General features: G+C 47.3%; 21 protein-coding genes. 3 read left to right on the top strand and 18 right to left on the bottom strand.

The genetic code is table 11. The features are described from left to right. Positions 1-560 precede the first annotated feature (560 nt). The 11 genes from L1X57_RS08335 to fliD (L1X57_RS08285) form a co-directional block, all read right to left on the bottom strand. Complete coding sequence (locus L1X57_RS08335) at positions 561-1,355, bottom strand: cephalosporin hydroxylase family protein (RefSeq protein ID WP_039868808.1); 795 nt, start codon at positions 1,353-1,355, stop codon at positions 561-563. A 131-nt stretch (positions 1,356-1,486) separates the two neighbouring features. Further along, the gene (locus L1X57_RS08330; protein WP_009722800.1) at positions 1,487-2,134 is read right to left on the bottom strand and encodes a GNAT family N-acetyltransferase; all 648 of its coding nucleotides are present in this window, start codon (positions 2,132-2,134) and stop codon (positions 1,487-1,489) included. Positions 2,135-2,136: 2 nt separating this feature from the next. Next, a complete protein-coding gene (locus L1X57_RS08325) occupies positions 2,137-3,327 on the bottom strand; it encodes a DegT/DnrJ/EryC1/StrS family aminotransferase (protein WP_221927883.1) in 1,191 nt (396 codons plus the stop codon). Then, positions 3,290-4,516 carry a class I SAM-dependent methyltransferase gene (locus L1X57_RS08320; protein WP_009722802.1) on the bottom strand — a complete coding sequence of 409 codons (1,227 nt, stop codon included), beginning with the start codon at positions 4,514-4,516 and terminating at the stop codon, positions 3,290-3,292. The genes L1X57_RS08325 and L1X57_RS08320 overlap by 38 nt, the downstream gene beginning before the upstream one ends. Further along, the gene (locus tag L1X57_RS08315; protein ID WP_009722803.1) at positions 4,513-5,073 is read right to left on the bottom strand and encodes a dTDP-4-dehydrorhamnose 3,5-epimerase family protein; all 561 of its coding nucleotides are present in this window, start codon (positions 5,071-5,073) and stop codon (positions 4,513-4,515) included. Before L1X57_RS08315 ends, L1X57_RS08320 begins: the two co-directional genes overlap by 4 nt. 11 nt (positions 5,074-5,084) lie before the next feature. Next, entirely contained in the window at positions 5,085-6,143 is a 1,059-nt protein-coding gene (gene rfbG / locus L1X57_RS08310; RefSeq protein WP_009722804.1) for a CDP-glucose 4,6-dehydratase, read from the bottom strand. Beyond that, entirely contained in the window at positions 6,140-6,913 is a 774-nt protein-coding gene (gene rfbF, locus L1X57_RS08305; RefSeq protein ID WP_009722805.1) for a glucose-1-phosphate cytidylyltransferase, read from the bottom strand. Before rfbF ends, rfbG begins: the two co-directional genes overlap by 4 nt. A 14-nt stretch (positions 6,914-6,927) precedes the next feature. Further along, on the bottom strand, positions 6,928-10,644 hold the full coding sequence (locus tag L1X57_RS08300; protein ID WP_009722806.1) for an O-linked N-acetylglucosamine transferase family protein: 3,717 nt from the start codon (positions 10,642-10,644) through the stop codon (positions 6,928-6,930). Positions 10,645-10,762: 118 nt separating this feature from the next. Beyond that, the gene (locus L1X57_RS08295; protein WP_009722807.1) at positions 10,763-11,686 is read right to left on the bottom strand and encodes a flagellin N-terminal helical domain-containing protein; all 924 of its coding nucleotides are present in this window, start codon (positions 11,684-11,686) and stop codon (positions 10,763-10,765) included. A gap of 435 nt (positions 11,687-12,121) precedes the next feature. After that, positions 12,122-13,018: a flagellin N-terminal helical domain-containing protein gene (locus L1X57_RS08290; RefSeq protein ID WP_009722808.1), complete on the bottom strand. Its 897-nt coding sequence runs from the start codon at positions 13,016-13,018 to the stop codon at positions 12,122-12,124. Positions 13,019-13,282: 264 nt separating this feature from the next. Then, positions 13,283-14,689 carry a flagellar filament capping protein FliD gene (gene fliD, locus L1X57_RS08285; protein ID WP_009722809.1) on the bottom strand — a complete coding sequence of 469 codons (1,407 nt, stop codon included), beginning with the start codon at positions 14,687-14,689 and terminating at the stop codon, positions 13,283-13,285. 138 nt (positions 14,690-14,827) lie between these two features. Between fliD (L1X57_RS08285) and L1X57_RS08280 the strand changes: the two genes are divergently transcribed. Beyond that, positions 14,828-15,844 carry an IS30 family transposase gene (locus tag L1X57_RS08280; protein ID WP_234667734.1) on the top strand — a complete coding sequence of 339 codons (1,017 nt, stop codon included), beginning with the start codon at positions 14,828-14,830 and terminating at the stop codon, positions 15,842-15,844. A 112-nt stretch (positions 15,845-15,956) separates the two neighbouring features. Here the strand turns inward: L1X57_RS08280 and fliD (L1X57_RS08275) are convergent, their stop codons facing one another. After that, positions 15,957-17,315: a flagellar filament capping protein FliD gene (fliD, locus tag L1X57_RS08275; RefSeq protein WP_009722811.1), complete on the bottom strand. Its 1,359-nt coding sequence runs from the start codon at positions 17,313-17,315 to the stop codon at positions 15,957-15,959. A gap of 447 nt (positions 17,316-17,762) precedes the next feature. On the opposite strand from fliD (L1X57_RS08275), the gene L1X57_RS08270 reads away from it, so the two are divergent. Both L1X57_RS08270 and L1X57_RS08265 read left to right on the top strand, forming a co-directional pair. Next, positions 17,763-18,092 carry a hypothetical protein gene (locus L1X57_RS08270; RefSeq protein WP_009722812.1) on the top strand — a complete coding sequence of 110 codons (330 nt, stop codon included), beginning with the start codon at positions 17,763-17,765 and terminating at the stop codon, positions 18,090-18,092. A 450-nt stretch (positions 18,093-18,542) separates the two neighbouring features. Next, complete coding sequence (locus L1X57_RS08265; RefSeq protein ID WP_009722813.1) at positions 18,543-19,544, top strand: serine hydrolase domain-containing protein; 1,002 nt, start codon at positions 18,543-18,545, stop codon at positions 19,542-19,544. A gap of 53 nt (positions 19,545-19,597) precedes the next feature. On the opposite strand, the gene L1X57_RS08260 is transcribed toward L1X57_RS08265, so the two are convergent. The 6 genes from L1X57_RS08260 to L1X57_RS08235 form a co-directional block, all read right to left on the bottom strand. Next, complete coding sequence (locus L1X57_RS08260) at positions 19,598-20,233, bottom strand: YqhA family protein (protein ID WP_083817051.1); 636 nt, start codon at positions 20,231-20,233, stop codon at positions 19,598-19,600. Between the two features lie 64 nt (positions 20,234-20,297). Then, complete coding sequence (locus L1X57_RS08255; protein WP_009722816.1) at positions 20,298-20,891, bottom strand: exopolysaccharide biosynthesis protein; 594 nt, start codon at positions 20,889-20,891, stop codon at positions 20,298-20,300. Positions 20,892-20,992: 101 nt separating this feature from the next. After that, positions 20,993-21,445 carry a tellurite resistance TerB family protein gene (locus tag L1X57_RS08250; protein ID WP_009722817.1) on the bottom strand — a complete coding sequence of 151 codons (453 nt, stop codon included), beginning with the start codon at positions 21,443-21,445 and terminating at the stop codon, positions 20,993-20,995. 109 nt (positions 21,446-21,554) lie between these two features. Then, positions 21,555-22,568: a nucleoid-associated protein YejK gene (gene yejK, locus L1X57_RS08245; RefSeq protein ID WP_009722818.1), complete on the bottom strand. Its 1,014-nt coding sequence runs from the start codon at positions 22,566-22,568 to the stop codon at positions 21,555-21,557. 113 nt (positions 22,569-22,681) lie between these two features. Continuing rightward, a complete protein-coding gene (locus L1X57_RS08240; RefSeq protein ID WP_009722819.1) occupies positions 22,682-23,443 on the bottom strand; it encodes an ABC transporter permease in 762 nt (253 codons plus the stop codon). Next, positions 23,440-24,375 (bottom strand): ABC transporter ATP-binding protein, encoded by a 936-nt coding sequence (locus tag L1X57_RS08235; protein WP_009722820.1) that lies wholly within the window; start codon positions 24,373-24,375, stop codon positions 23,440-23,442. The genes L1X57_RS08240 and L1X57_RS08235 overlap by 4 nt, the downstream gene beginning before the upstream one ends.

The raw sequence follows: 24,375 nt of genomic DNA, 5'->3' as shown, positions 1-24,375 counted from the left end.
AAATAATAAACAGCTTTCTTAGTGTTTTTTGGAATTTAGGATCAATCGGCGGTGCTATGGGGTGCTTGTCTTCACACCTCAAGAGTTTCTATCTCCCGACACCATCTGGTGCTGCCCCTAGGAGAACCCGACGTCCACCAAGTAACCTGCTTGTTACCTAGCGCTTATAATGTGCCAGGTAAAACCTTTAGGAATGCGGAAAATCAATGTCACTTTTAAGACAGCATCCCCTTCGTATACTTCCGTTACTGCTTAATGGCATCAGCCAGAATACTCAGCTGCTTGTTATAATTATCGGCCATCCATATATCTATGCCTTCATTCTAAAACGGGCAAGCATGATCTAATGTGTCGTCAATTCGCAATTGAAACTGTCAACAATGAGGTGGTATTGGCTATTACTGCCGCTTTCTCTCTTGCCCATAATAATTGGCCGTCAGCTTAATCCTGACGGCCATATAAAACCATTTAGCACTGACCACAAAACCACTCACTGCAGCCAAAAATTCACTCTACCGCCCACTTCACTTTGCATCTTTTCTCTGGCGAGTAAATCTTTATCAACTAACTCTTTTTAAGTAACCATCTGGCGCAACTGTAATCAAAAGTTTATTGTGAATATTCTTGTCAATTTCAAATTCGCTGTGCATTCCTAAGTACTTCCATACAGCCGTTTTTGGATTGTTTCCCGGCCCCCAGGGACGATCAGGAAACATATCAGCTGGCATGTCTTCTACAATGGTGTCGAATACTACACAATAGCTTCCAACACTCGTCAACGGCGCATAGGCTTCCAGCTCGGCCAGTACGTGGTCGTGGGTATGGTTAGAATCCAGACAGACCAGCACGCGTTCGTAACCCTCGGCTATTTGTTGAACCTGCTCAATTACTTCAGGCGCAATGCTGGAGCCTTGAATCATTTCGATACGTGAGGCCATAGGGTGAGCTTCAATAGCCTCCCTGTTGTGTGCGCGAATATCAATATCGATACCCAGTACTTTTCGTTTAGACTGTTTGGGATCAAGCACTGCGCCTGTCTCGATGGCTTCGCACATATCTAACAACGCGAGCATAGATGCACTTAGCATCAGTGAACCACCGTGAGCGATGCCTGTTTCGATGATCAAATCCGGCTTTATTTGCCAGATCAGCTCCTGAATGGCTGCCATGTCAACTGGCGTTTGGATAATCGGCCTACCCATCCACTGAAAATTGTACATGTATCGTTTGTCAAAGGCTCTCACTAACCACTCATTTGACTGACGATTCCATTCAGTTTCAGAAGAATAACTGCTTATTGAATCATGACTTTCTCGTAAAAACTGTGCAAATGGATTGTCGTCACTACTTTTCATATTTATCTCCAAAATCATAGCAGAAATTTCTTTCACCCTATAAACGAAACTATTTTTGACCTCCCTGTCCATAACTAATTAACTCAATAATCTTTCAGTAAATTAGCCTAAGCAAGCTTTTCCCATCAACTTTAACAGTGGTACTTCATATGGAAAAGTGAATCAGCTGATACTATAGCATGGTCTTTTAGAGGGGTTTCGCTAAGCTCCTCAAGCTCACCGCGAGATCCGTTTACTTCATACAGCGGCGCATCAAACTCTACTGAAAAACCACACTGATTATAAAACGTAACAGCTGGATTACTTGATCGAACCCTAACCCACACTTCCTTGATACCTATATCGACCATTACCCACTCAACTAAGCTGAGAAATGCCGCACGCATCAAGCCAGGACGACCTGTGTCGCTGAAACGAACAATCGCATCCCCTTCAATACGGGTTCCTCTAGCATCACCATAGGCTAGTCCCATGTAGCCATAAAGCTCTTTTGTTCCAATATCCCTAAGTGCAAACAAGATTCTCGTACTATCCTTGGCAACGGAACTTACAATCCACTGGAATGTCCGTTCAGGAGTAGCTTCGAAATATGTTAAAAATGAATCACGATTTCTATTTCGAGCCTCTGTCAACATACTAACAACAACTTTATCGACACAACCAGGATTACAGTTAATCGGATATAATGCGAAGCCTGTTTCAGCCACAGGTAACACTAGGGAAGATAAGTCTATATCACCAACCCCTTTAAGCGCTTGAAAGATATCTTGATATTTCATTTTCAACCACGGAAAGATGCTATAGATTGAATGATTCGATTTTGGTCCTTCTCGCTCATATAACTATGAAGGGGGAGCGATAAAATTTGATCGACAATTTTTTCAGTTACATCCAGATCACCTTTTCGGCAACCCTTAAAATATGTAAATTTATGACCTGCCTGCCAATGAATGCCTGTATCGACGCCCTGTGACTTCATATGCTCACGAAGCTCATCACGATTACCATTAAGAACCCTAATATAGTAAAGGAAAGGACTAACTTCCTCAAAGTCACCCTTAGGGGCTTCTAACCACGTAATTGAAGAGAGTTCATCATAATATTTTTTACATGCTATTTGTCGAGTACTCCGTATCTTATCAAGCTTTGAGATTTGGGAAAGGCCTATTGCAGCATGCAAGTTAGCCATGTGATACCTAAACCCTAGCCCTTCAATATCATATGTCCATGCTCTTGAATTTGTATACATCTGTTCCGCAGACTGCGTCATACCAATCAAACGCATTGCCTGTAGTCGCTTTACATTTTCCGCCCCTTTAACGACAACAGCCCCACCATCAATACAAGTTACTGTCTTAACAGGATCAAAACTAAACATAGTGTATTCATGCTGATTTCCAGTTGGTCGCCCCTTATAATAAGAGCCAAAAGAGTGCGCAGCATCATGGAGAATTGGTATGTTGTATTTTTTTGATATTTTTCGCAATGCATTATGATCGCAAAGAAAAATATCATAATCCATACAGATAATACATTTGGTCTTATCTGTTATCAGGCTCTCCACCTTATCAACATCAATGCAAAGTGTTTCTTCTTTTATATCAACAAAAACAGGCTCGGCTCCACAAGCACGAATTGCTTGAAAATCAGCAGCATTATTAAATGATGGTGTAATAACCTCATCGCCAGAACCCACACCTATCATCAACAACGAGAGATGAAGTGCTGCATGCCCTGTACTCACAGCAACAACATGGCGGTCTTCGCCGGAGGCAAAATCACAGACCCGGGTTAATTCAGCTTCAAAATCTTTTACGTAGCTACCCATACCAAGCCAACCCAACTCCAGCGACTCAACTGCTGCAGCGATTTCGCTCTCTTCAATCAGGGGCTTGAAAACAGGTATCTGTGGCTTAATTATATTTTCCATTTTTTCACTCAAAAATACGAAGTTCTGGAACAGCAATAACAAATGCCGTTCCTCTTTCTTGGATCTCACTATTTTGCTGCTGCACTTCCTCTAAAATATTCCAGGGCAAGACCAGTAAATAGTCTAGCTGGCTACCCACAAGCTGATCTGGTGAAAAGATGGGTATGTGGCTTCCTGGCATAAATTTTCCCTGTTTGGCAGGCGCTGCATCACATACAAATGGAAGTAAATCTGGCTTTATTCCAGCGTAGTTAAGCAAGGTATTGCCTTTAGCAGCAGCTCCATAGGCAGCAATTTTTTTTCCTGCACGCTTTTGCTTAATAAGAAAATATAGCAGATCATCCTTTATTTTATTTGCGCGGGACTGAAAGTCGAGATAGGTTCCCAATCGTTGCAGGCCGCGGCTATACTCCACATGCAGCATTGCCGCAACTGATTCATAATTTTCCCTATCATCCTCATCATGACAGCAAAATATACGCAAACTTCCTCCATGTGTATTCAGCTCTTCCACTTGCCAAATGCGCAGGCCTACAGACTGGAAGATACGACTTACCGCGGAGAGCGATAAATAAGAGTAGTGCTCATGATAGATAGTGTCGAACTGGAAGTGCTCAAGCAAACGCATCAGGTGGGGAAATTCTAGAGTAATCGTGCCACTTGGCTTAAGTACCGCCTTAAGCCCGCGGGTAAAGTCGTTAATATTAGGCACATGGGCGTAAACATTATTACCGATAATTAGATCTGCTTTTTTACCCTCGCGGGCTAGTTGCTTACCCAACGCTTCGCCAAAGAACTCACGTAGAACAGGAACCCCTTTCGCTTCCGCGGCCGTCGCGGTGCTGTCGGTTGGCTCAATACCAAGGCATGGGATCCCCATGGCAACAAAGTTTTTAAGCAAATACCCATCATTAGATGCCACTTCAATAACTAGGCTATCTGAATTAAGACTCAGCTCACTAGATACCTGTTCAACATAATGTTTAGCGTGGGCCAACCAGCCACTAGACGTGCTCGAAAAGTAAGCATAGTCAGGGCTGAAGAGTTCATTTGCCTGAGCATAATCCTCCGTCTGCACTAACCAACATTGATCGCAGACTTTAACTCTTAGCGGGTAATGCTTTTCCGGTTTAGCGAGTTCAGCAGCCGTAAGATACGCGTTAGAAGGGGGGGCAAAACCTAAGTCAAGAAACGTATGACTTAACGGTGTTGCACAATGCCGACAGTTCAAAGCACGACTCCTGCAAAGTTATTATCAATCAGCTTATGAGAAGCATCTCGATCCGACAATGTATTGATGGGGAGTGGCCAAGTAATCGCTAGGCTGGGGTCTTGCGGGTGCAATCCTCCTTCCATAGTCGGTTCGTAGCTTTGAGAATGACAATAGAGCATTTCAACGTCATCACTTAAGGCTTGGAAACCATGTGCAAACCCTTCAGGTATCAGCAAAGATCGCTGATTCTCTGCGCTCAGCTCTTCCGCGTACCAGTGGAGAAACGTAGGGGTACCGGGACGTAAATCTACTGCCAAATCCCATACCGCACCTTTCAAACAAGTCACCAGCTTCATTTCTGCATAAGGCGCATGTTGAAAATGAAGACCACGCACAGTGCCTCTGTGCCGTGTAAAAGTATGATTGATTTGCGCAATAGGAGTATGCCAACCAGCTTGCTTTAAAAAATCAGCACAAAAAAGTCGCTGAAGAAAACCACGGTGATCTCCAACTTGCTCTCTTTGCACAAGCATCAGTCCATTTAACGGGGTATCGCTCACGGTCAGTAGGCCCATTATTATGCTTCCTATAGTGACTCGTAGGCTGTGATATCTTCTAAACACAGCGCTTGAGCTGATTCCCCTGCAAGCTGACGTCGATACCAATTCATTGTGCGAGATACAGATTGCACCAACTGCCAATGCGGCTCAACGCCCAATACAGTCCGCGCCTTGGCAGTCTCTAACGCCAACCAATTTGCTTCATGTGGCCCTGCATGACCACCGCCCCACTCAATCTCACCACTCCCGAATGATTTGCACGCCTGTGTAATAACATCTTCCACTGTGGCTGCATCATGAGGGCGAGGACCAAAGTTATAGGCTCCTGCTTTTTTGGGGTTCTCATATAGCTGTTCTGCCAAGCACAGATAAGCAAAAAGAGGTTCTAGCACATGTTGCCAAGGGCGTACTGCTCCCGGGTGTCGAATATACACAGACTGTTCAGTACTCCAGGCGCGCACAGCGTCAGGCAATAAGCGATCTTCAGCCCAGTCTCCGCCGCCAATAACGTTACCAGCTCGAGCAGTCGCCACAGCAACCCCTTGCTCCGCCAAGAAAGCATCACGGTAACTGGCAACCACCAACTCAGCGGCTGCTTTACTGGCACTGTAGGGATCATGCCCACCAAGATGATCGGTCTCGCGATACGGATATGGCTGTTCGAGATTTCGGTATACCTTATCGGTTGTAATCGCCACAACTACACGCGCGTGTTCCAACCCTCGCAGGCTCTCCAACACATTGGCCGTACCTTGAACATTAGTAGCATAGGTAGCCAAAGGATCTCGATAGCTGGCACGCACCAAAGATTGAGCAGCCAAGTGAAACACTATTTCTGGTTTAGCTTCGTGTATGGTACGCGAAACTTTATATGTATCGCGGATATCACACTCATAGCTCTTCAAGCTGTTATCTACCTTGGCAAGCATAAACAAGCTGGGGTGTGTATTGGGCGCCAAAGCAACTCCTGTTACTTCCGCCCCCAAGCGCTGTAACCACAGGGACAACCAACACCCCTTAAAACCTGTGTGGCCGGTCACCAATACTCGCTTACCCTGCCAAAACGATAGCGAAGCTTTATTCATGACCATAACTTCCAAGGGGCTTGTCCTGAATCCCAAAGATGCTCTAGATGATTTTTTTCACGCAGGGTATCCATAGGTTGCCAGAATCCAAGATGCTCAAAAGCTTCTAGCTGTCCATTATTGGCGATGCTCTCCAATGGACGGCCTTCCCATGAACTTTGATCCCCATCAATAAAGTCCAGAACTTGCGGGTTTAGGACAAAAAAGCCACCATTGATCCATGCGCCATCGCCAGGTGGCTTTTCCTGGAAACCACTTACGGCAGTTCCGTCACGAAGCAGTGCCCCATATCGACCTGGAGGCTGTACTGCCGTTACAGTAGCGAGCTTTCCATGCTGCTGATGAAAAGCAAGCTGAGCACCGATATCTATATCGGCCACTCCATCACCGTAGGTAAAGCAGAAAGATGACTCATCGCGGACATAGTTAGCGACTCGCTTGAGACGCCCACCTGTCAGAGTTTCTTCCCCAGTATCGACCAATGTAACTCGCCATGGCTCTGCATGCTTTTCATGTACCTGCATCGAATTGCTTGACATATCAAAAGTCACATCAGACATATGCAAGAAGTAGTTAGCAAAATATTCTTTAATCACATAGCCTTTGTAACCGCAACAAATAATAAAGTCATTTACACCATAAAAAGAGTAAAGCTTCATTATATGCCAGAGTATTGGTTTACCTCCGATCTCAATCATCGGCTTTGGCTTCAGGTGAGTTTCTTCAGAAATTCTAGTACCCAGACCGCCCGCCAGTATGACGCATTTCATATAACTTATCCTATCTAGAAAAACCTAGCATTGAGAATTTCATTTGTTTTTTTAATAATTCTTTCAGACTTAGAAGAACTTAAGCTAACTAAAAGCTCTTTTAAATCATCGAGGTAATACTCAATAAAACCATTCCTATCCAATCTAACATTATTACCAGCAATTCTTTCCTCTTGACTCTCAGTCCTTGTATGAAAGTATCGCCTAAAATAGCTTTCACCATCTATATTTCTTAGCACCCCAAACCACAATAGATGACTTATCAAAACATGATCAGCAGAAATAGTAGCTCTGAATTCAAATTTATCTAGAGCTTTTCGAAGGAAGACCGAGTGTAACACGGTACAGTTTGAAAGCTCTGCAACCGATTTCAGATAACGCGCTTCTTTTTTATCATGTGAAAAGTCATAAATAGCGTTCTCCAAAAAGCCTTTCACATTAGATTCTTCATCAATGGCCACCGGCGTCCCCATTACCATCGAAGTGTCAGAATGTTTCTTTATTTCATCAACAGCAAGTGATAAATAAGATTTTGACAAAACATCATGAGCCCCTAACCACATAAAATATTTTGATCTACTATTCTTAAAAACAAATTCAAAATTTTTCGACGCGCCGATATTTGCAGGCTGTTTAAATACTTCAAAACGCTCATCACCTGCCGTTTCTTCGCAAATAATATCCAGCGTTCTATCCGTTGAGCAGTTATCAGAAATCAGGAACTTAACATCTTTGAAATCTTGATCTTTCAATGACCTAATAGTTTCTAGAATATATTTCTCTTCATTATAAACAGGCACACCAACACACAAGGTAAATTCACGCTGGTTGCTCTCAAGCTGACAAGTAGAGTGAATCACTTCTCGCTTTAACGGTACTCTCAATTTTTTTTCATTCAAAACTTCTTTATCTAAATATTTATTTGCCTTTTCACTATCCACTGCCTTCAATAACGCATATGTCATGTCTTTAATGTCGTACATTGAATGCAACAAATATGCGAGTTTAGTGCATTGACTCTCACTCAACTCAACCACCCGCTTATAGGTGGGCAGAAAAATTGCATTAACATTGACTAGCTCTGTGGCTTGAAGCCGGTTCACTGGCACGCTTTCCGAGAAATGACTTTGGTATTCCTCGTTATTGAAACAGTAAAAACGAAAACCATGGCGAGCCATCCAGTGCTGTAATTCAGCTAAATTCGGCTGGTGCTCATAGCTTGGCTGAAAAGCCACTCTAACCTGAATTAATAGCGTATTTTTTAGCGATCTCTCGCCATTTTCTAGCACTTTCATAGCATCATGCAGGTCATCTAACACCAGCATATCTACGCTGGGTAAGCCTTCGATGCTATCTAGTGCTACTGTAGTAATCGGCAGTTCAGCTAACACTTTAAGCTTTTCACGCAAGTGTTTCAGTTGTTGAGCTTCTTTTAGAGGCTTCAGCGTACTCCCTTTTTCTGCATCTAAAGTGGCGTAAAGAGTAGTAGGTTGGCCATCACCTAATAAGGCGTGAGGATAATGATGAAACTCTCCGTATTCTTTAAGCTTTTCCACTTTTTTAGTAAGCAAACTAGCTGGGTCAAAACTAATAATCGCTAGGTGTCCGCTCGACATCCACTTTGCATAATCAGGGTTTCGAGGTAGGACAGCAGCGTTATCTATGATGGTGATAGGTTTATCAATTTGCCATTCAAAAAAATCAACGTCAGATATTTCTTCACCTGAGCACTCGGGCAACTCTACTAACGCGTCTTCATCAGCAAACCACATTTCACCTTCTTTGTTGAAAGTTAGCGCTTCGGGCGCTTTACCTTCGCAATAGCGTACCCAAATAGCGCGTAAGGCGTTATTAAAATGATTCGCAAACCTTGGTGCATCACACACAGGAGAGTAATGCAAAATGGTGCGCAGCCCCGCACGAATAACCGCAAGGTTAGGTAAATCATTTGCAAGCTCTATCACACGCTGGCGGTACTCACCCCAGCTATTGGCGACCAACTCCTGCAAACCTGCATTAATTAAGTGAGTGGCACTGTGGCGACCGGCAAAAGTTGGCCCCGGCAGGGTAACAACAGGCACCCCCATTAATAAAGCTTCACAGGTAGTTAAACCACCAGAATAGGGCCAAGTATCTAACGCAATATCGATACGCTGGTAGGTGCCTATAAAGTCCTTATGATTGATAGGACCTTCTAATAAAATGCGCTCCTGCTCTATGCCGTGCTGGGCCATTTCATTCCATATACGCTGGCAATAGTCTTGGCTCTCGTACAAAGGTCCTCGCAAAAGTAGGCGGCTTTTCGGCAGTTGGTGCATTAAAATAGCCCACTCTCCGAGAAGCTGTGCACTAATTTTTGCAGCATTATTTAAACAGCCCAACGTAATATAGCGATTTTTAAGTGCAGGTAGTGACGTTGTGTTCGGTGCATACTCACAGGGAGAGTAACAAATATAGTCATCCGGCAATCGAATCAATTTCTCTGTGTATTGATCGTCGACACCTTCGGGCGTTTCGATACTATCTGACAGTAGATAGTCAATAGACTCTAGACCCATCGTATTTACCAGCCCACCTACCCACTTAATGCATAAAGGTGCTGGCCGCATGGAGATAGCTTGCAAGCAGCTACCATCACCATGCCCCGAAAGGTCAATAAGGATATCTATTTCATCATTCCGAATTTGCTCAGCTATCGCCTTTTGGCTCAAATGACGAACTTGCCGCCACTGCTTGCAAACATTACTAATTTTTTTTGTAAACTGATCATTAATATCACTGGTAGAGTAAGCATAAAAATTTATATCAGACCGACTTCGCTCCAGGGCGGCAGTAATCATTTGACCAACTGGGTGTGTTCTAAACCCGGAGGATATCAAGCCTACTTTTAGTGACTTATCTAATTTCTTAACATTCTCAGGAGAACTAAGCTTAAATAAAGAAAATCTTTCATCCCAACCTTTCGCAAAATCGATTATTTCTTCTTGAGTAACAGATGGATCATAGTGTTTAGAAAAGAAAATATTTGAATAAGCCATTACAAAATCAGGCCTTTTAGCCAAAGCTTTCTGATAGTAGCTTTCGGCTCTTTTGTACTCCCCCATATCTTTGTATAAATTACCTAAATTATTATAAACAGAATGATTTCCGGGAAATTCATTTTCCAACAGCAGATAATTTTCAAGGGCTCTACTAAAGTACTTGGTCTGGTACTGCAAAGAACCTATAAGTAAGCGTGCTTTTAATTCATCATAACCTAGCTCCAGAGATTTTTGGGCATATTCAAGCGCTGCAGCATGCTGCCCAGAACTCTGTAGCATTTCTGCCAGCCGGTACTGCGCAGGAGCGTATTGGGGTTGAAGTGCTACGGCTTCCATTTGATGCTTAATTGCTTGCTGTGCTTCTCCTTGTCGGTAGTAGACAGCTGCCAGGCTAGTGAGCATTAATGCGTCCTCAGCATTAAACTCGTAGGATCTCAATAGAGGAGCCAAAGCGGCCGAAAAATCACCTGCCTCTAACAACGTCGTACCGAGCGCTTTCCATGCAAATGCACTATCAGGGTAGTTCTCAGTCATTCGCTGTGCCGCCTGTTGAGCTTGTGACAGCTGCTTGGCGTTATAGAGCGCCATAAAAGCACCCACCTCTTTTTTAGGCACACCTAAATCAAGGCTGTTGTTTTTTATTGACTGAGGAGAAATAGTTTTTTTCTGACGTGTTTTTTTCTTAGCCATGGTGCGCTTTGCCCGAACGAAATTTATGAGTAGTTGCGTACTACTATACTCACTTCATGCTTTCTACAAACGATAAAAACCCGAGCCTAAGCTCGGGTTCTTTAGGTTTAAAACTGACTTACTGAAGCAAAGAAAGAACGCTCTGAGGGCTCTGGTTCGCCTGGGCCAGGATAGAGGTACCCGCCTGTTCAAGAATCTGCGCGCGAGTCAGGTTGGAGACTTCAACGGCATAGTCAGCATCCTCGATCCGCGAACGGGCAGCCTGCAAGTTCGTAGAAGTCGTCTGAATATTATCAAGGGCGGTTTCAAAACGGTTCTGCACGGCACCTAAGTTACTACGCTGCTTATCAACTTCTGACAAACGTGCATCCAAAATTGCCAGCGCGTCGCTATCTCCACCGGCATCGGTGGACATCACGTCAAAACCATTCGCATCAACCGAACGTGCTACGCCACCAACGCTTGCAAGTGTTCCTGCCGCAACAAAACCACCGCCAGCAGTCGCTTGCATATTCCAACCACCGCCCGTCGCAATGCTACCATCTGCTTCAGCACTGCCGATCGTAATGGAAATAGTTTCGCCGTCTTTAGCGCCCACCTGAATACTGAATGTAGTATCTGCATCCGCATCAAACAAATTTCGTCCGTTAAACTGAGTCTGCTCGGTTACCCGATCAATTTCAGCTAGGCGCTCGTTGACCTCCTCCTGAATGGAGTCGATGTCCTGCGCGGTGTTGGTATCATTTTGTGCTTGAACGGTCAGCTCACGAATACGCTGTAAGTTATCGTTGATTTGGTCCAGTGAACCTTCAGCGGTTTGCGCCAGTGAAATACCGTCGTTAGAGTTACGAGCAGCTTGGTTCAGGCCAGTTACAGTGCTGGTCATCCGATTGGCAATGGCCTGGCCAGCGGCATCGTCAGCAGCGCTGTTGATACGCAGGCCTGAAGAAAGACGCTCTTGTGCTTGCTGTAGCGAGCTTTGCGCACCCTTCAAGTTGTTTTGGCCAATCAACGCTGTAATGTTGGTATTAATAACAGACATGTGCTTCTCCTACATATGATTACTGGCCTAATCGGCCTGCCTTACGGCTTGCTGCCGTTGTATTAATTAACGGCAGACTGAGGAGATACTTAAATTTTTACGCTCTTTATTTGTAGAAATAATGTACCAGCCTTAATTTTCAACCTAGATCTCATTTCCTTGCATGACAGACCGAACATAGACCAACCCTCATCTCCCTTCTGTGAACTATGTGTATCCAAGGAGTAAACCTACCCTCGACATGTATATCAGCTGCAGGAAACCTAAATTTATAGATTAATTGCGGCCTTTTAGATCAGACGACAGCATCCCCAACAACTTGATTGTCCAATAAAAATTCCGGCATCAGTGGGCACTGATGCCGGAACATTGGCTTACCGGATAATCGACGTAAATATTAATTATCGGGCGTTATGACATTAACCTAAATTTGGCTTACTGGAGCAGAGAAAGAACGCTCTGCGGGCTCTGGTTCGCCTGGGCAAGGATAGAGGTACCTGCCTGTTCGAGAATCTGCGCGCGAGTCAGGTTGGAAACCTCAACCGCGTAGTCAGCATCTTCAATACGTGAACGAGCTGCCTGTAAGTTCGTAGAAGTCGTCTGGATGTTGTCTAGCGCAGTTTCAAAGCGGTTCTGCATGGCACCCAAATTGCTACGTTCTTTATCAACAGTTGATAAGCGCTCGTCCAGAATCGCCAAAGAATTGGCTTGCAGAACATCAAAACCAGCAGCGCTAACGCCGCGGGTATCGCCAGTTGCGAGATTACCCTGCGTGCCTGCGGCCAACGCGGAGAGCATGTTCCAGCCACCAGCAGCAGTAGAATCGCCGGCACCACTCGCTCCGCCAATGCTAATTGAAATAGTTTCGCCGTCTTTAGCGCCAACTTGAATAGAAAAGCTAGTACCTGAGGCAGATGCATCAAACAAATCGCGCCCGTTAAACTGAGTTTGTTCAGTAACACGATCAATTTCAGCTAGACGCTCGTTAACTTCTTCCTGGATAGAGTCGATGTCTTGGGCAGTGTTGGTGTCATTCTGCGCCTGAACCGTCAACTCACGAATACGCTGCAAGTTGTCGTTAACTTGATCCAGCGCGCCTTCAGCTGTCTGTGCCAGCGAAATACCGTCGTTAGCATTACGTGATGCTTGGTTCAGACCAGTCACTGTGCTGGTCATGCGGTTAGCAATAGCCTGGCCAGCGGCATCGTCAGCAGCACTGTTGATACGCAGACCTGAAGAAAGGCGCTCTTGTGCTTGCTGTAGCGAGCTTTGTGCGCCTTTCAGGTTGTTTTGGCCAATCAACGCGGTGATGTTGGTATTGATAACAGACATGTGCTTCTCCTACATATAGTTACTGGCCTGATCGGCCTGCCTTACGGCTTACTGCCGTTATATTAATTAACGGCAGCTAGGGGAAATACTTGAATTTTTTACGCTCTTTTTTGTAAAAAAGTATCAACCACTAACGTCTGCCACTACTTGCCCCTTTCAATAGCACAGCCTGTCGCTAATTTCATTCATACTGGCCACTTCGGCGCCATTAAAAAACCCCAACCTTTCGGGCTGGGGCTAAAAGAAAACTGAACTCGAAAGACGCTATCTACGATTTGCCATTTGCGAATTCATCATATCCAGCTGCTGGAACAAATAGCCGCTGGTGGAGTTCATTTGCGACATCATCATATCTAACTGAGTAAACTGCTTACGATAGCGCTCAACCGTGCGCTCAATAGACGTTTCCATTCGCTCAAAGCGGCTATCCAACGACTCCACTCGCCCCTCCGCACTACGCTGGGCACTGCCCAATGCGCCATTTTCGCTTAGCACCCTATCCAATACCGCACTTACCTGCCCCCCCATACCAGCGTCATCACTGTCGCTGGCAAAAAATGCCGCCACGGCATCTTGATTGTTCGCCACAGCATCACTCATTTTGGTTGAATCAAGCTCAAGGGTGCCATCTTTTTTAAGCTCAATACCGATGTCGGATAGGCGAGAGATATCACCGCCGGGCACATTACCTACCAGCGCAGAGCGCAACTGGGATTCAATAGAACGCACTGCACGATCACCAATCAAATCGCCTGCTGCATCGCCACCGCCATTGAAAGCCGTTAGCTCACCGATTTTGGCTTTCAGATCATTATAACCTTTTACAAAGCCTTCGACGGCTTCACGCACAGCCAACGTGTTTCGCGCGACGACTACGGTATTCGGGCTATCCGCTTCGGTCACCTTTTCTACATTTAGTGTCACACCAGCGATGGCACCTTGGACGCTATTAGTTTCACTGGTAATTGCAATCCCGTTTACTTTCAAATTGGCGTTACGACCTTCGTAAGCTGTGTTCGCATCAGAGGCAAGTACGACTCCACCCGCCAGCCCCGAGAAGGCCATACCATTGATAGACCCTTCTTCTCCGGTCTTCGCGGAGTTAAGCGCCAGCCGATACCCGCTACCATCGTTGACGATAGAAGCATTAACTTTTGGACCCTCTTCAAAATCAAAATCGTTAATCTGGTCGCGGATATCTTCGAGAGAACTACCTTCCGTCAGCGCGATAGTTCGCGTAATGTCATTATTATCAGCATCTTTTCCGAAGGTTAATGTCAGGCTTGCACCGGCCTCTGTTAGGCCCTGAGTAAGCGCATCATCCCCTTGAATGCTATTAGTGGCTAAGCTACCTGCACGGGCAAGCTGTGTTACCTCCACATCATAACGCCCTGCAGTTGCCTCACTACTAGCTGTTGCCTTTATAGCGGTGCCGCCACGTATTTCGGTAGACAAACTTTGATAAAGCTTGGGATCGTTCAGCTTGTTGACCGAGGTCTGAAACTGAGACATCGCACTTTTCAACTGACCGTACCCGGATATCTTTGCTTCTTGCTGCGTTTTTTGCTGAGTGATTGGTACCAACTTTTGGCGCTCTGCGCCGCGTAGCTGTTCCAATAGGCCAGTAAGATCCAGCCCTGATCCAACGCCAAGAGAGGTGATCGTAGCCATTGGCTCAGTTCCTTGTATATTTAGTTAATGATGCTTGTATTGAGCATATCGGCAAAAAAGGCAGCAACTTTAGCGCTTATTCTCCTTGGCCGCAGAAACTGAGTGCAACACCTGAGCATTTCGCTAAGGTGTTGTCCCATGTCTTACCTCGAACTCAGTATTGAAGAACGTGCCAGCATCCAAGTGGGTCAAGCCCAAGGGATGAGCCTTCGGCATATTGCCCAGCTCCTGGGGCGAGCTCCTTCAACCATCTCTCGTGAAATACGCCGTAACCAAATGGCCCAGAACGGTTACTGCGCCCGGTACGCCCAACGTCAGCGAGAAAAGCGTCGAGAGGTCTGTCGTCCTGCGCGTAAGCTTTTGCCAGGCACCGAGCGGTTTGATCTCATCGTGCATATGTTGCGGCGACGCTTGTCTCCCGAACAAATTAGCGGCAAGCTCAAGACGATGAAACTACCTGATTTGCGCGATGCCTACGTCTGCCGAGAGACCATCTACACGGCCATTTATGCCTTGCCTGTTGGCCACCTTCGCAAGGAACTGATTCACTGCTTGCGACAAGGTAAAACCACACGCAAGCCTCGCCGTGGCGAAGTGGATCGACGTGGCCAGATCCCTGACATGGTCAGCATTCACTTACGTCCGCCCGAGGTCAGTAAGCGTGAAATGCCCGGCCACTGGGAAGGCGATCTGATCAAAGGTAAGAATAACGCGTCCGCGGTAGGCACCTTGGTAGAGCTTAGTAGTGGCTATCTGATCCTCGCAAAAATGGACGACGCCACCGCCACCTCCGCCGTAGCAGGCTTTAGTGCTGCTCTGAATCGAATGCCGACCACCGCTCGAAAAAGCATGACCTATGATCAGGGGCGTGAAATGGCACAACATGCAAAAATCACTCAAGAAACCGGCGTTGCGATTTACTTTTGCGATCCCCATAGCCCCTGGCAACGTGGGGCCAATGAGAATATCAATGGCCTTATCCGTCAATATTTACCGAAAGGAACGGACCTTTCAGTACATAGCCAGGAAGAGCTGGACGCCATTGCCTTTGAGCTGAATATGCGACCTCGAAAACGCTTTGGATTTAAATGTCCGATAGAAGTGATGAGCGAGCTGATGGCCAAGTACCATGAAAGCCCATCAACCATCCAATGAGTGTGTTGCACTCAGAGTCTGCATCCGCCCTCCCTATCAGACATAAAAAAAGCCAAGTTAGTGAAACTTGGCTTCTTTTAAACGCTAAGCCAACTGTATGGTTTTGTTTTTATTAGCTTTGTGTTTGCTGCTGATTCAAGCCTGCCAGCTGCTGTGTCAAATAATTACTGGTGGAGTTCATTTGGGACATCATCGTATCCAATTGAGCGAACTGAGTACGATACCGCTCCACCGTCTCTTCAATACGAACCTCAGTGCGGGAGAGTCGATCATCAAAAGACTCAACTCGACGCTCTGACCCACTGATAGCGTTTTGCACGGCTCCTGAATCATTCAACATCTGTCCAATAGCCTCATTAACCTGCCCCGCCATACCGCTTTTGCTATCAGGCCCTGCAAAGAAATTCGCCAAAGCATCAGGCTGATTGGCAATTGCGCTGTTTAACACGCTTTCATCAAGTTCCAAAGTCCCATCTACTTGTAGAGAAATACCCACATCAGAGAGAACTCGTAAACCCTCCCCATCCACCATGCCGCTAAGTACACTACGTAGCGTAGATTCAACAGCACGAGTAGCACTATCGCCATTAAGTTGGCCCGCTTGGCCACTTGCGGCATCAAAGGCTGTCAAATCACCGATGGTGCCTTTCAGCGTATTAAACGCCTCAACAAAAGCCTTCACTTCTTCATTAATGGCCTGGCTGTCCTGGGCGACGGTAATGGTATTGGATGTATTCGCTTCATTTAGATTTAATGTTACTCCTTGGATGGCTTCTTCTATCTGGTTCGACGAGCTGACAATATCGATACCATTCACGTTAACGAGCGCATCTAAGCCTTCTTGCACTACCTGAGAATCACTGGTGGCAACATCATCGGCTAAAATATCGCTAAAATTGGTGCTTTGAATACTGGCATTCGCCCCTGTTTCTGTTGCATTAACCGACAACCGATACCCTTCGCCATCGTTGATAATAGAGGCATTCAAGCGACCATCACTTTCAGTGTTAATCGCATCACGAATATTTTCGAGAGAACTCCCATCTGCAATAGTGATGAGGCTCATATCACTATCTGAAAATGCAAATGCCAGTTCAGTATCACCGTCGATAATCGCTTCATCTGGCGCTGCTAAGCGTTCAGTTGCAAGGCTGCCTGCTGTGGCTAGCTGCTCTACGGCAACCTCATATTGGCCAGGCTGGGCATCATCACTGGTAACCGCACGAACTCCATCTCCCTCAACAGAGGTGGTTAAGCTTTCATAAAGATCAGCGTTATTAAGTGCTGAAGCCGCTGTTTGCAACTGCGATAGTCCACCTTTCAATTGCCCAAATGCAGATATTTTTGCTTGCTCAGATTCAACCTGCTGTCGAATTGGCACTAGCTTTTGCTGCTCTGCTTCACGAAGTTTATCTAACAAGCCGGTGAGATCCAATCCAGAGCCAATACCAAGTGATGTAATCGAAGCCATAAAACACATGCCTTTTCTAAAATGCTGCTACGCTTACTACCTACTATAAATACCGTTTGTGTATGAATTATTGCGTAGCACTATTTGTTGATTTCTTCACCCTGAAGTCTCGACAAGGTTAGCTATAGCTTGAACATAACACTCTTTGCTCACCATTTACGTAACGCAAAGTAACAATTGGTAGCGAAAATATTTTAACCGAATAAATTCAATTAATTAAACTCAACTATTAATCAAACACCACCCTTAACTTTATTCATCTTTACCTTCTGAATAGGCATTGGCATAAGAGTTCACTAATAAACCGTAGTATCTACTACCATGTAGCACCCTAATAGGGACAGAGGAACTACAACCCTCTAAATATAGACCTTGGTCTAACATCTGTATTGCTTTATAATGCACTGCAACAAGCCCATTTTAGGGCCGTTTGCAGGAGAACGACTTATGCCTTCCGAGGTGTCACAACCCGCATCCACCGTAGCGTCTGCCGCTTATCATGTGCAGCGCAGCCTACGCCACTGTCTTTCTACCGTTGCTGAGCTTCTTTACGATAACGGCCATGTGCTCGAAACTATTACCTTGCCGCAGCGCGGTCTTTCCCGGCGCGAGCTGGCTCATTTGAATGGTCATTGCGCTAGTTGGAAAACATGCCAACGGGTACTTGAAGAAAGCGGTGCCGCTGAATTTAATGATTATGACCGCTTCGTGCTGACCACGATGGGCCGTGAACTGATGTTTGATATGTTTGGTCAGGGTGCTGCCGACTGCGCTTAATCGCGCTCGTTTTGCTCTGAAAGCCACGGCATTGAGAACTGATCAGTACTGCTCTATAAACCAAAGCGCCCGCAAGACCTGCAGAAGGGGCCGCGGGCGCTTTTTTATTGGCGTGGTGTGCTTAGCGCAGTCCGAGCAACGATAAAATAAACAGCACAACAACGATTAGACCAATAATGTAGATAATGTTACGCATAACGGCACTCCTTGCTTTTTGCGTTTTGGGATTTGCTTTTCGTTTCAAAAAAGGCAGCCGGGTGCTTACCTTTGAAATAACACCCCAAGCCTAGCAGTGATTGGTTATGTTTGCGTAATTTACTCTTGATGGGGTTAACCTGCCTTTTATTGAACCTCCTGTCGCTTATCGCCTCGAACCTTGTACGATACTTATTTATCAAGACCCCCAGTTCGTATAATGATGAGTTAACTTTTATCTTAGAAGGTCCATTAATGCGCAGCCCTGCTCTCCCTCTACTGCTTACACTCACCGTGTCGTGGTTTCTTCCTACGTTTGCCTTAGCAAGCCAACCTTCGGCTGAGGCGCTGCAAACGCTTGATAAAAAAGCAGGAGCGCTCAGCCGTGTGCATACGGTGGTGGTCGCTTACCGAGGCGATATTGTTCACGAACGTCATCAAGGCGGCCCTGGACCGGCTACACCCGCCAACATCAAGTCGCTTTCTAAAACCGTGCTAGCCGCTATTACTGGTGCGGCCATTGAAGACGGCATTATTGCGTCTACCGAGCAGCCCTTAGCAGACCTGTTAGGCCAACTACCTAGCGGCATAGACCCACGGGTAAACGATATTACTGTGGCGCATCTGCTTTCCTTACAGGCAGGCCTAGAACGTACATCGGGTAGCAACTATGGCGCCTGGGTCGCCAGCAGCAACTGGGTGAACGATGCGCTTACCCGCCCGTTTGTCGATGAACCCGGTGGTCGCATGCTCTACTCCACTGGCACTAGCCATTTACTCTCTGCGGCGCTAACCCAGGCAAGTGGTGAAAGTACTCATGCCCTTGCCCAGCGCCTGCTTGGCGAACCACTGGACATTACGATTCCTGCCTGGCCGCAAGACCCCCAAGGTATTTACTTTGGGGGCAACGATATGCAGCTTTCCCCAAGAGCGCTTGTGGAAGTAGGCGAACTTTATCGCAATGACGGCATGGTCGATGGCAAGCGAGTATTACCAGAAGGCTGGGTAGAGGCGTCGTGGACGCCGAGAGGTCAATCGCCCTGGACAGGCGATGGTTACGGCTACGGATGGTTTATCACCACTTTGGCGCAGGAGCCTGTTATGTACGGGCGTGGATACGGCGGCCAAGCACTTTATGTGATTCCCGAGCGGGAGATGACCCTGGTGATCACCTCCGACCCAACACCGCCTTCGCCCGGCGGTCAGTTTCAGCAGCAGCTAAACCAGTTAGTGGTTGGCTTGCTAGAAGATGAATAGCCAAAAAGTGAGTAGCGGCTCGTTTCTACCCATTCTTATTTACTTATCCTTATTTACTCATCTTTATGGCCAAGACTCATAAGATAAAGCGCTGCGGCAAGCGCCAGCACCGAAAGCGCGAGGTAGATGGCTTCCAGTGGCGTCGTGAAACGGATATCCACCACAGCGCGGAAAAACTCAATAATTACCGCAAGAATCACCACACGGGCAATTTTGTCCTTGAGCTGATCCAGCGAGCCTACGTTAAACGGGTGCTTGGGATAGCTCACTTCCGCCTGATCGATACGGGAAACAAACAGTCGATAGATACCTAGCCCGAAGATTAGCAGCACTATCGCAATCAAATAAACATCAACGGCGATAATAATGTCTGGCACCAAGGTGTCGTGAATATCTTGAGAGCTATCAATCAAGTAGTAACGCAGTACGTCACCCACCACAGTTAAGATATCTAGCGTTCCAACAATAAACAGCATCAGTGAGCCTAATAGGCTTGGCACTACCGCCAGCATTACCAGAAAGCGCGAATTCCAAAGCGCTGTTTCAATTCGCCGCTCCCAAGGCGATTGTTCGTGCGGCGTCTTGGGTGCGGGTGGCGGCGCTGAATGTGTCTGGGATGAATGTGGCGATGATGAGCTTGGTGACGACGAGCTTGATGATAACGAACTAGGCGGTACTGGATCAGACATGGTGCGAATTTTCTCCTTTAAAAAGTCGCCGATTTTGGCGGCGCTAGGATGATCGTACGCGGGTTTATAGCACGTTAATCAGCACAACGGTAAAGGTGACCCCGGTGAGTAGAAAACCCAGCGAGAGCATTATGCCGTCTCTGGCAACTAATCCTAAACCGAACAGTGTCAGCGCTAAACCCGCGCCGTTGGCGCTAAACGGAATAAACTCCATCGGCGGCATGGCTAACGCGATGAGTAAGCACATCACGGCAGTGACGCGTATCCCGATATAGCCGGTCATCCACGCTAGGCGCACCCCTAGCAAACCATCGACCCACTTGGCGGGCTTCTTCATATACTGGATGGCTTTATCGAATTTGGTTCGGGAGATCGAGCGTTTTACCAGCCATTTAGGTAACCAGAAAGTTTCCCTGCCGATTAATAACTGAACGGACGTGAGCACTACCAGCATCGCCATTAGAGTTGGCATACCGGGAATATCACCAATGATGGGCGCGAGCGTAATTAGCCCGGCGACCAGCAACAGTGGCCCAAACGAACGCCTGCCTACCGCGTGAACCACGTCGTCTACGCTTACCTTGGCTTTTTCACGCTCCATTCGTTCCATGGTGTTAATCAGTTCGGTTAAGTTCGATGCATCCTGCATATCACTCATTGGCGTTTTGGCGCTCCATGTCCTGTTTCAATAGCTATAACAATGGCTATGTCGACGGCTCGGGTTTACTGCTTAGGTTTACTGTTTGTTGGAGCTTGCTGTTAAACCTGCGGCGTATTAGCAAGCTTGCTGCGAATAAAGTCGCTATGGCTGACGTGCAGGAGGTCTGCCAGCCGCCGGATACGGTGCTCTTCAAGCGGGTCGATGCTGCCGTCTGCCCAGGCAAGCTGCCACATTAATGCCACTAACTCGCAGCGCTGCTCATAAACGTAGTGCTCTTTTATCAGGCTGACAAACTGGTAATGATCGACGGCGTCATCCACTTCTGCTTCCGCCAACGTCATTAACTCGTTAACGTCGCTTTCACTTAGGTGGTAGCGATTGATTAACATCTGCTTCAGTGCGGCGCGTTCAGCATCGCTTTTATCGTAATCGGCGCGCATGACTTCACAAAGCAACGCCGCCGTTGCGAGTTCTAGCGTCAGGGTTTGATTATCGCGCTGTTCAGGTTCTGCCAGCGCGCGTTGGAAAAAATTGCTAATGGCATCCAGCACGTTAAGCTCTCCTGTTATTGAATCTTGCTATTCGACTGCAGTTACCGTACTAAGTGCCTAGACACTGCCTGAAAACTGGAAGCACACCTTACACCTCACAGTTGCTCCCTCACTCCTTGCGCTTCGCCAACTGCTCTTTTAGCTGTTTGGGCACTTGCTTGATAATCAGACGATCCTGGTTTTCATCGTACTCAATGCTGGACCCAAGCAGGTGAGAGTCAAAACTAATCGATACGCCCCCAGCGCGCCCGGTAAATCGGCGAAACTGACTGATGGTGCGCTTGTCCGGCGGGATCTCTGGAGAAAGACCGTAGTCAGCATTACGGATATGGTCGTAAAACGCTTTGGGCTGCTTTTCGTCCACCAGCCCCGAAAGTTCTTCTAACGTCATTGGCTCGCCACGGCGCAGCTGTTCATTGGCGTAGTCGACCAAAGTGTCGGTTTTTTCTCGGCTGGCTTCGTCGTCGTAGTCCTCTTTTTCGACGTAATCACTGAAGGCTTTCAGCAGCGTGCGGGTCTCGGCGGGAGCATCAATGCCCTCCTCCATTCCCAACAGCGCTACCAAACCATCGGCGAGCTTTTTGCCGCCGCGATCTTTTAAAAATGACACATATTGTGCGCTTTCAGAATCGCTCTGCCACTGGGTAAGGTTTACCCGTGCTGCCAGGGTGAGCTGGCTGGTATTAAGCTGCGCAGCGGGCACCGCTTGGTGTTCTGCGTTAATGCCAATACCTTCCCGTTGATGGACTAAGCCTAGAAACAGCGTCTCGGTATCGCCCTGTCGCAGATGTGCGAACACTAAGTAGCCGCTAACAGAGAGCTGCTCTTGCAGTGTTTGCGCCAAGCGTTCTGCAATAGCAATAGAAAGCTGGGTGAAATCCTGCTCTTCTGCCATATATGCCCGCAGCCAGGCGACCAGCGGCCCAGCCTGCTCGCCCTGCTCAGCAAATCGCCCCCACCCTTTGGCTTTGGTGTTGTAGGTGTCATTTAGCGAATTCACCAAGCTTGCCATCACTGGGTCGTCGTTGGCCGCGAGTGTTGACGCGGGTGCCGCCGTGACGGTCAAGCGTTCACCATCTAGCGATGGGTCAAGGCGGTGCACAATACTTTGCAGTAGCGGCATAAGCGGGAGTTACCTTTTATTTAAGAGCGGTTTAGCTAAGAACGATTGATTAAAAAACAAGTCATCATAAGAGCGGTGTTGGCAAAGAACCGCTCAACAGGCAATCAGCGCGTTTAGGGCTTTAAGCGATAACCGGTGCGGAAAATCCAGGCAATGGTGGCAAGGCTAGCGGCCAGGAAGAGCAGAATCATCGCCACGCTGGCCGCTAGGCTGACATCGCTAATGCCGTAGAAGCTCCAACGGAACCCACTGACCAAGTAGACCACAGGGTTGGCCAGAGTGACGGTTTGCCAAAACGGCGGCAGCATATCAATGGAATAGAAGCTGCCCCCCAAAAACGTTAGCGGCGTGATTACCAGCAAAGGCACCAACTGCAGCTTGTCGAAACCATCCGCCCAAATGCCGATAATAAAGCCCAGCAGGCTGAAAGTGACGGCGGTCAGCACCAGGAAGGTCAGCATCCAAATCGGATGAGCAATTTCCAGTGGCACAAATAAGCTGGACGTTGCCAGGATAATCAGCCCCAGAATAATCGATTTCGAGGCAGCAGCGCCTACGTAGCCAACCACCACTTCTAAATAAGAGATGGGCGCTGAGAGAATTTCATAAATGCTGCCGGAGAACTTCGGGAAGAAAATTCCAAACGAGGCATTAGAGACACTCTGGGTAAGTAGCATCAGCATAATCAGCCCAGGCACAATAAAGGCACCGTAGCTGACCCCGTTAATCTCGCTGATGCGTGAACCAATCGCCGCGCCAAACACCACAAAGTAAAGCGAGGTTGAAATCACTGGCGACACAATGCTTTGCAGCAACGTGCGGCGAGTACGCGCCATTTCCGCCATATAAATGGCACGAACGGGGTAGAGATTCATGGGCGCTCCTTTACCAAGTCGACGAAAATATCTTCCAACGAGCTTTGCCGGGTGTGCAGGTCTTTAAAGCCAATGCCCGCCTTTTCCAACTGCGTGAGCAGCGCAGAAATACCGCGGCCTTCCTCTTCCTGACGGCCATCGTAGGTGTACACCAATTCATAGCCATCTGCTGCCAGGCTCAGCTCGTCTTGATCAAGGGACGCAGGCAACGCAGAAAGTGGCGCGTGCAGCTGAAGCGTCAGTTGCTTGCTGCCAAGCTTGTTCATTAGCGCTGCTTTCTCTTCCACCAATACAATCTCACCGCGATTGATAACGCCAATGCGATCGGCCATTTCTTCGGCTTCTTCAATATAATGGGTGGTGAGAATGATCGTGACACCATTATCCCGCAGCCCGCGTACCACTTCCCACATATCACGGCGTAACTCGACGTCTACCCCGGCGGTGGGTTCATCTAGAAATAGAATGCGCGGTTCATGGGAGAGCGCTTTGGCGATCAATACGCGGCGCTTCATGCCACCCGAAAGAGTCATCAAACGATTGTTGCGTTTGTCCCACAAGGCCAGCGACTTAAGCACCTTCTCGATATGCGCTGGATTGGGCGGCTTTCCAAACAAGCCACGGCTAAAACTGACCGTGTTCCATACCGTTTCAAAGGCTTCGTTGGTCAGTTCTTGAGGCACAAGACCAATACGTTCGCGGGCCTGACGATAGTGGCTAACGCTATCATAGCCATCCACTAACACGTGGCCCTGGGTTGGGTTCACCAGCCCACACACCACGCTGATTAGCGTTGTTTTGCCCGCCCCATTGGGGCCAAGCAAGGCAAAAATCTCGCCGCGCTGAATGGTTAAATCCACACGGCTAAGGGCTTGAAAGCCACCTTCATAGGTTTTGTTCAAGCCTTCAATAGTAATAATGGGATCGTTCAA

The organism is Halomonas sp. TD01 (genome assembly GCF_923868895.1).
Taxonomy (GTDB): Bacteria; Pseudomonadota; Gammaproteobacteria; order Pseudomonadales; family Halomonadaceae; genus Vreelandella.
Note: the sequence above shows the minus strand (reverse complement) of the source record. Positions and strands in the feature narration are given on the sequence as shown.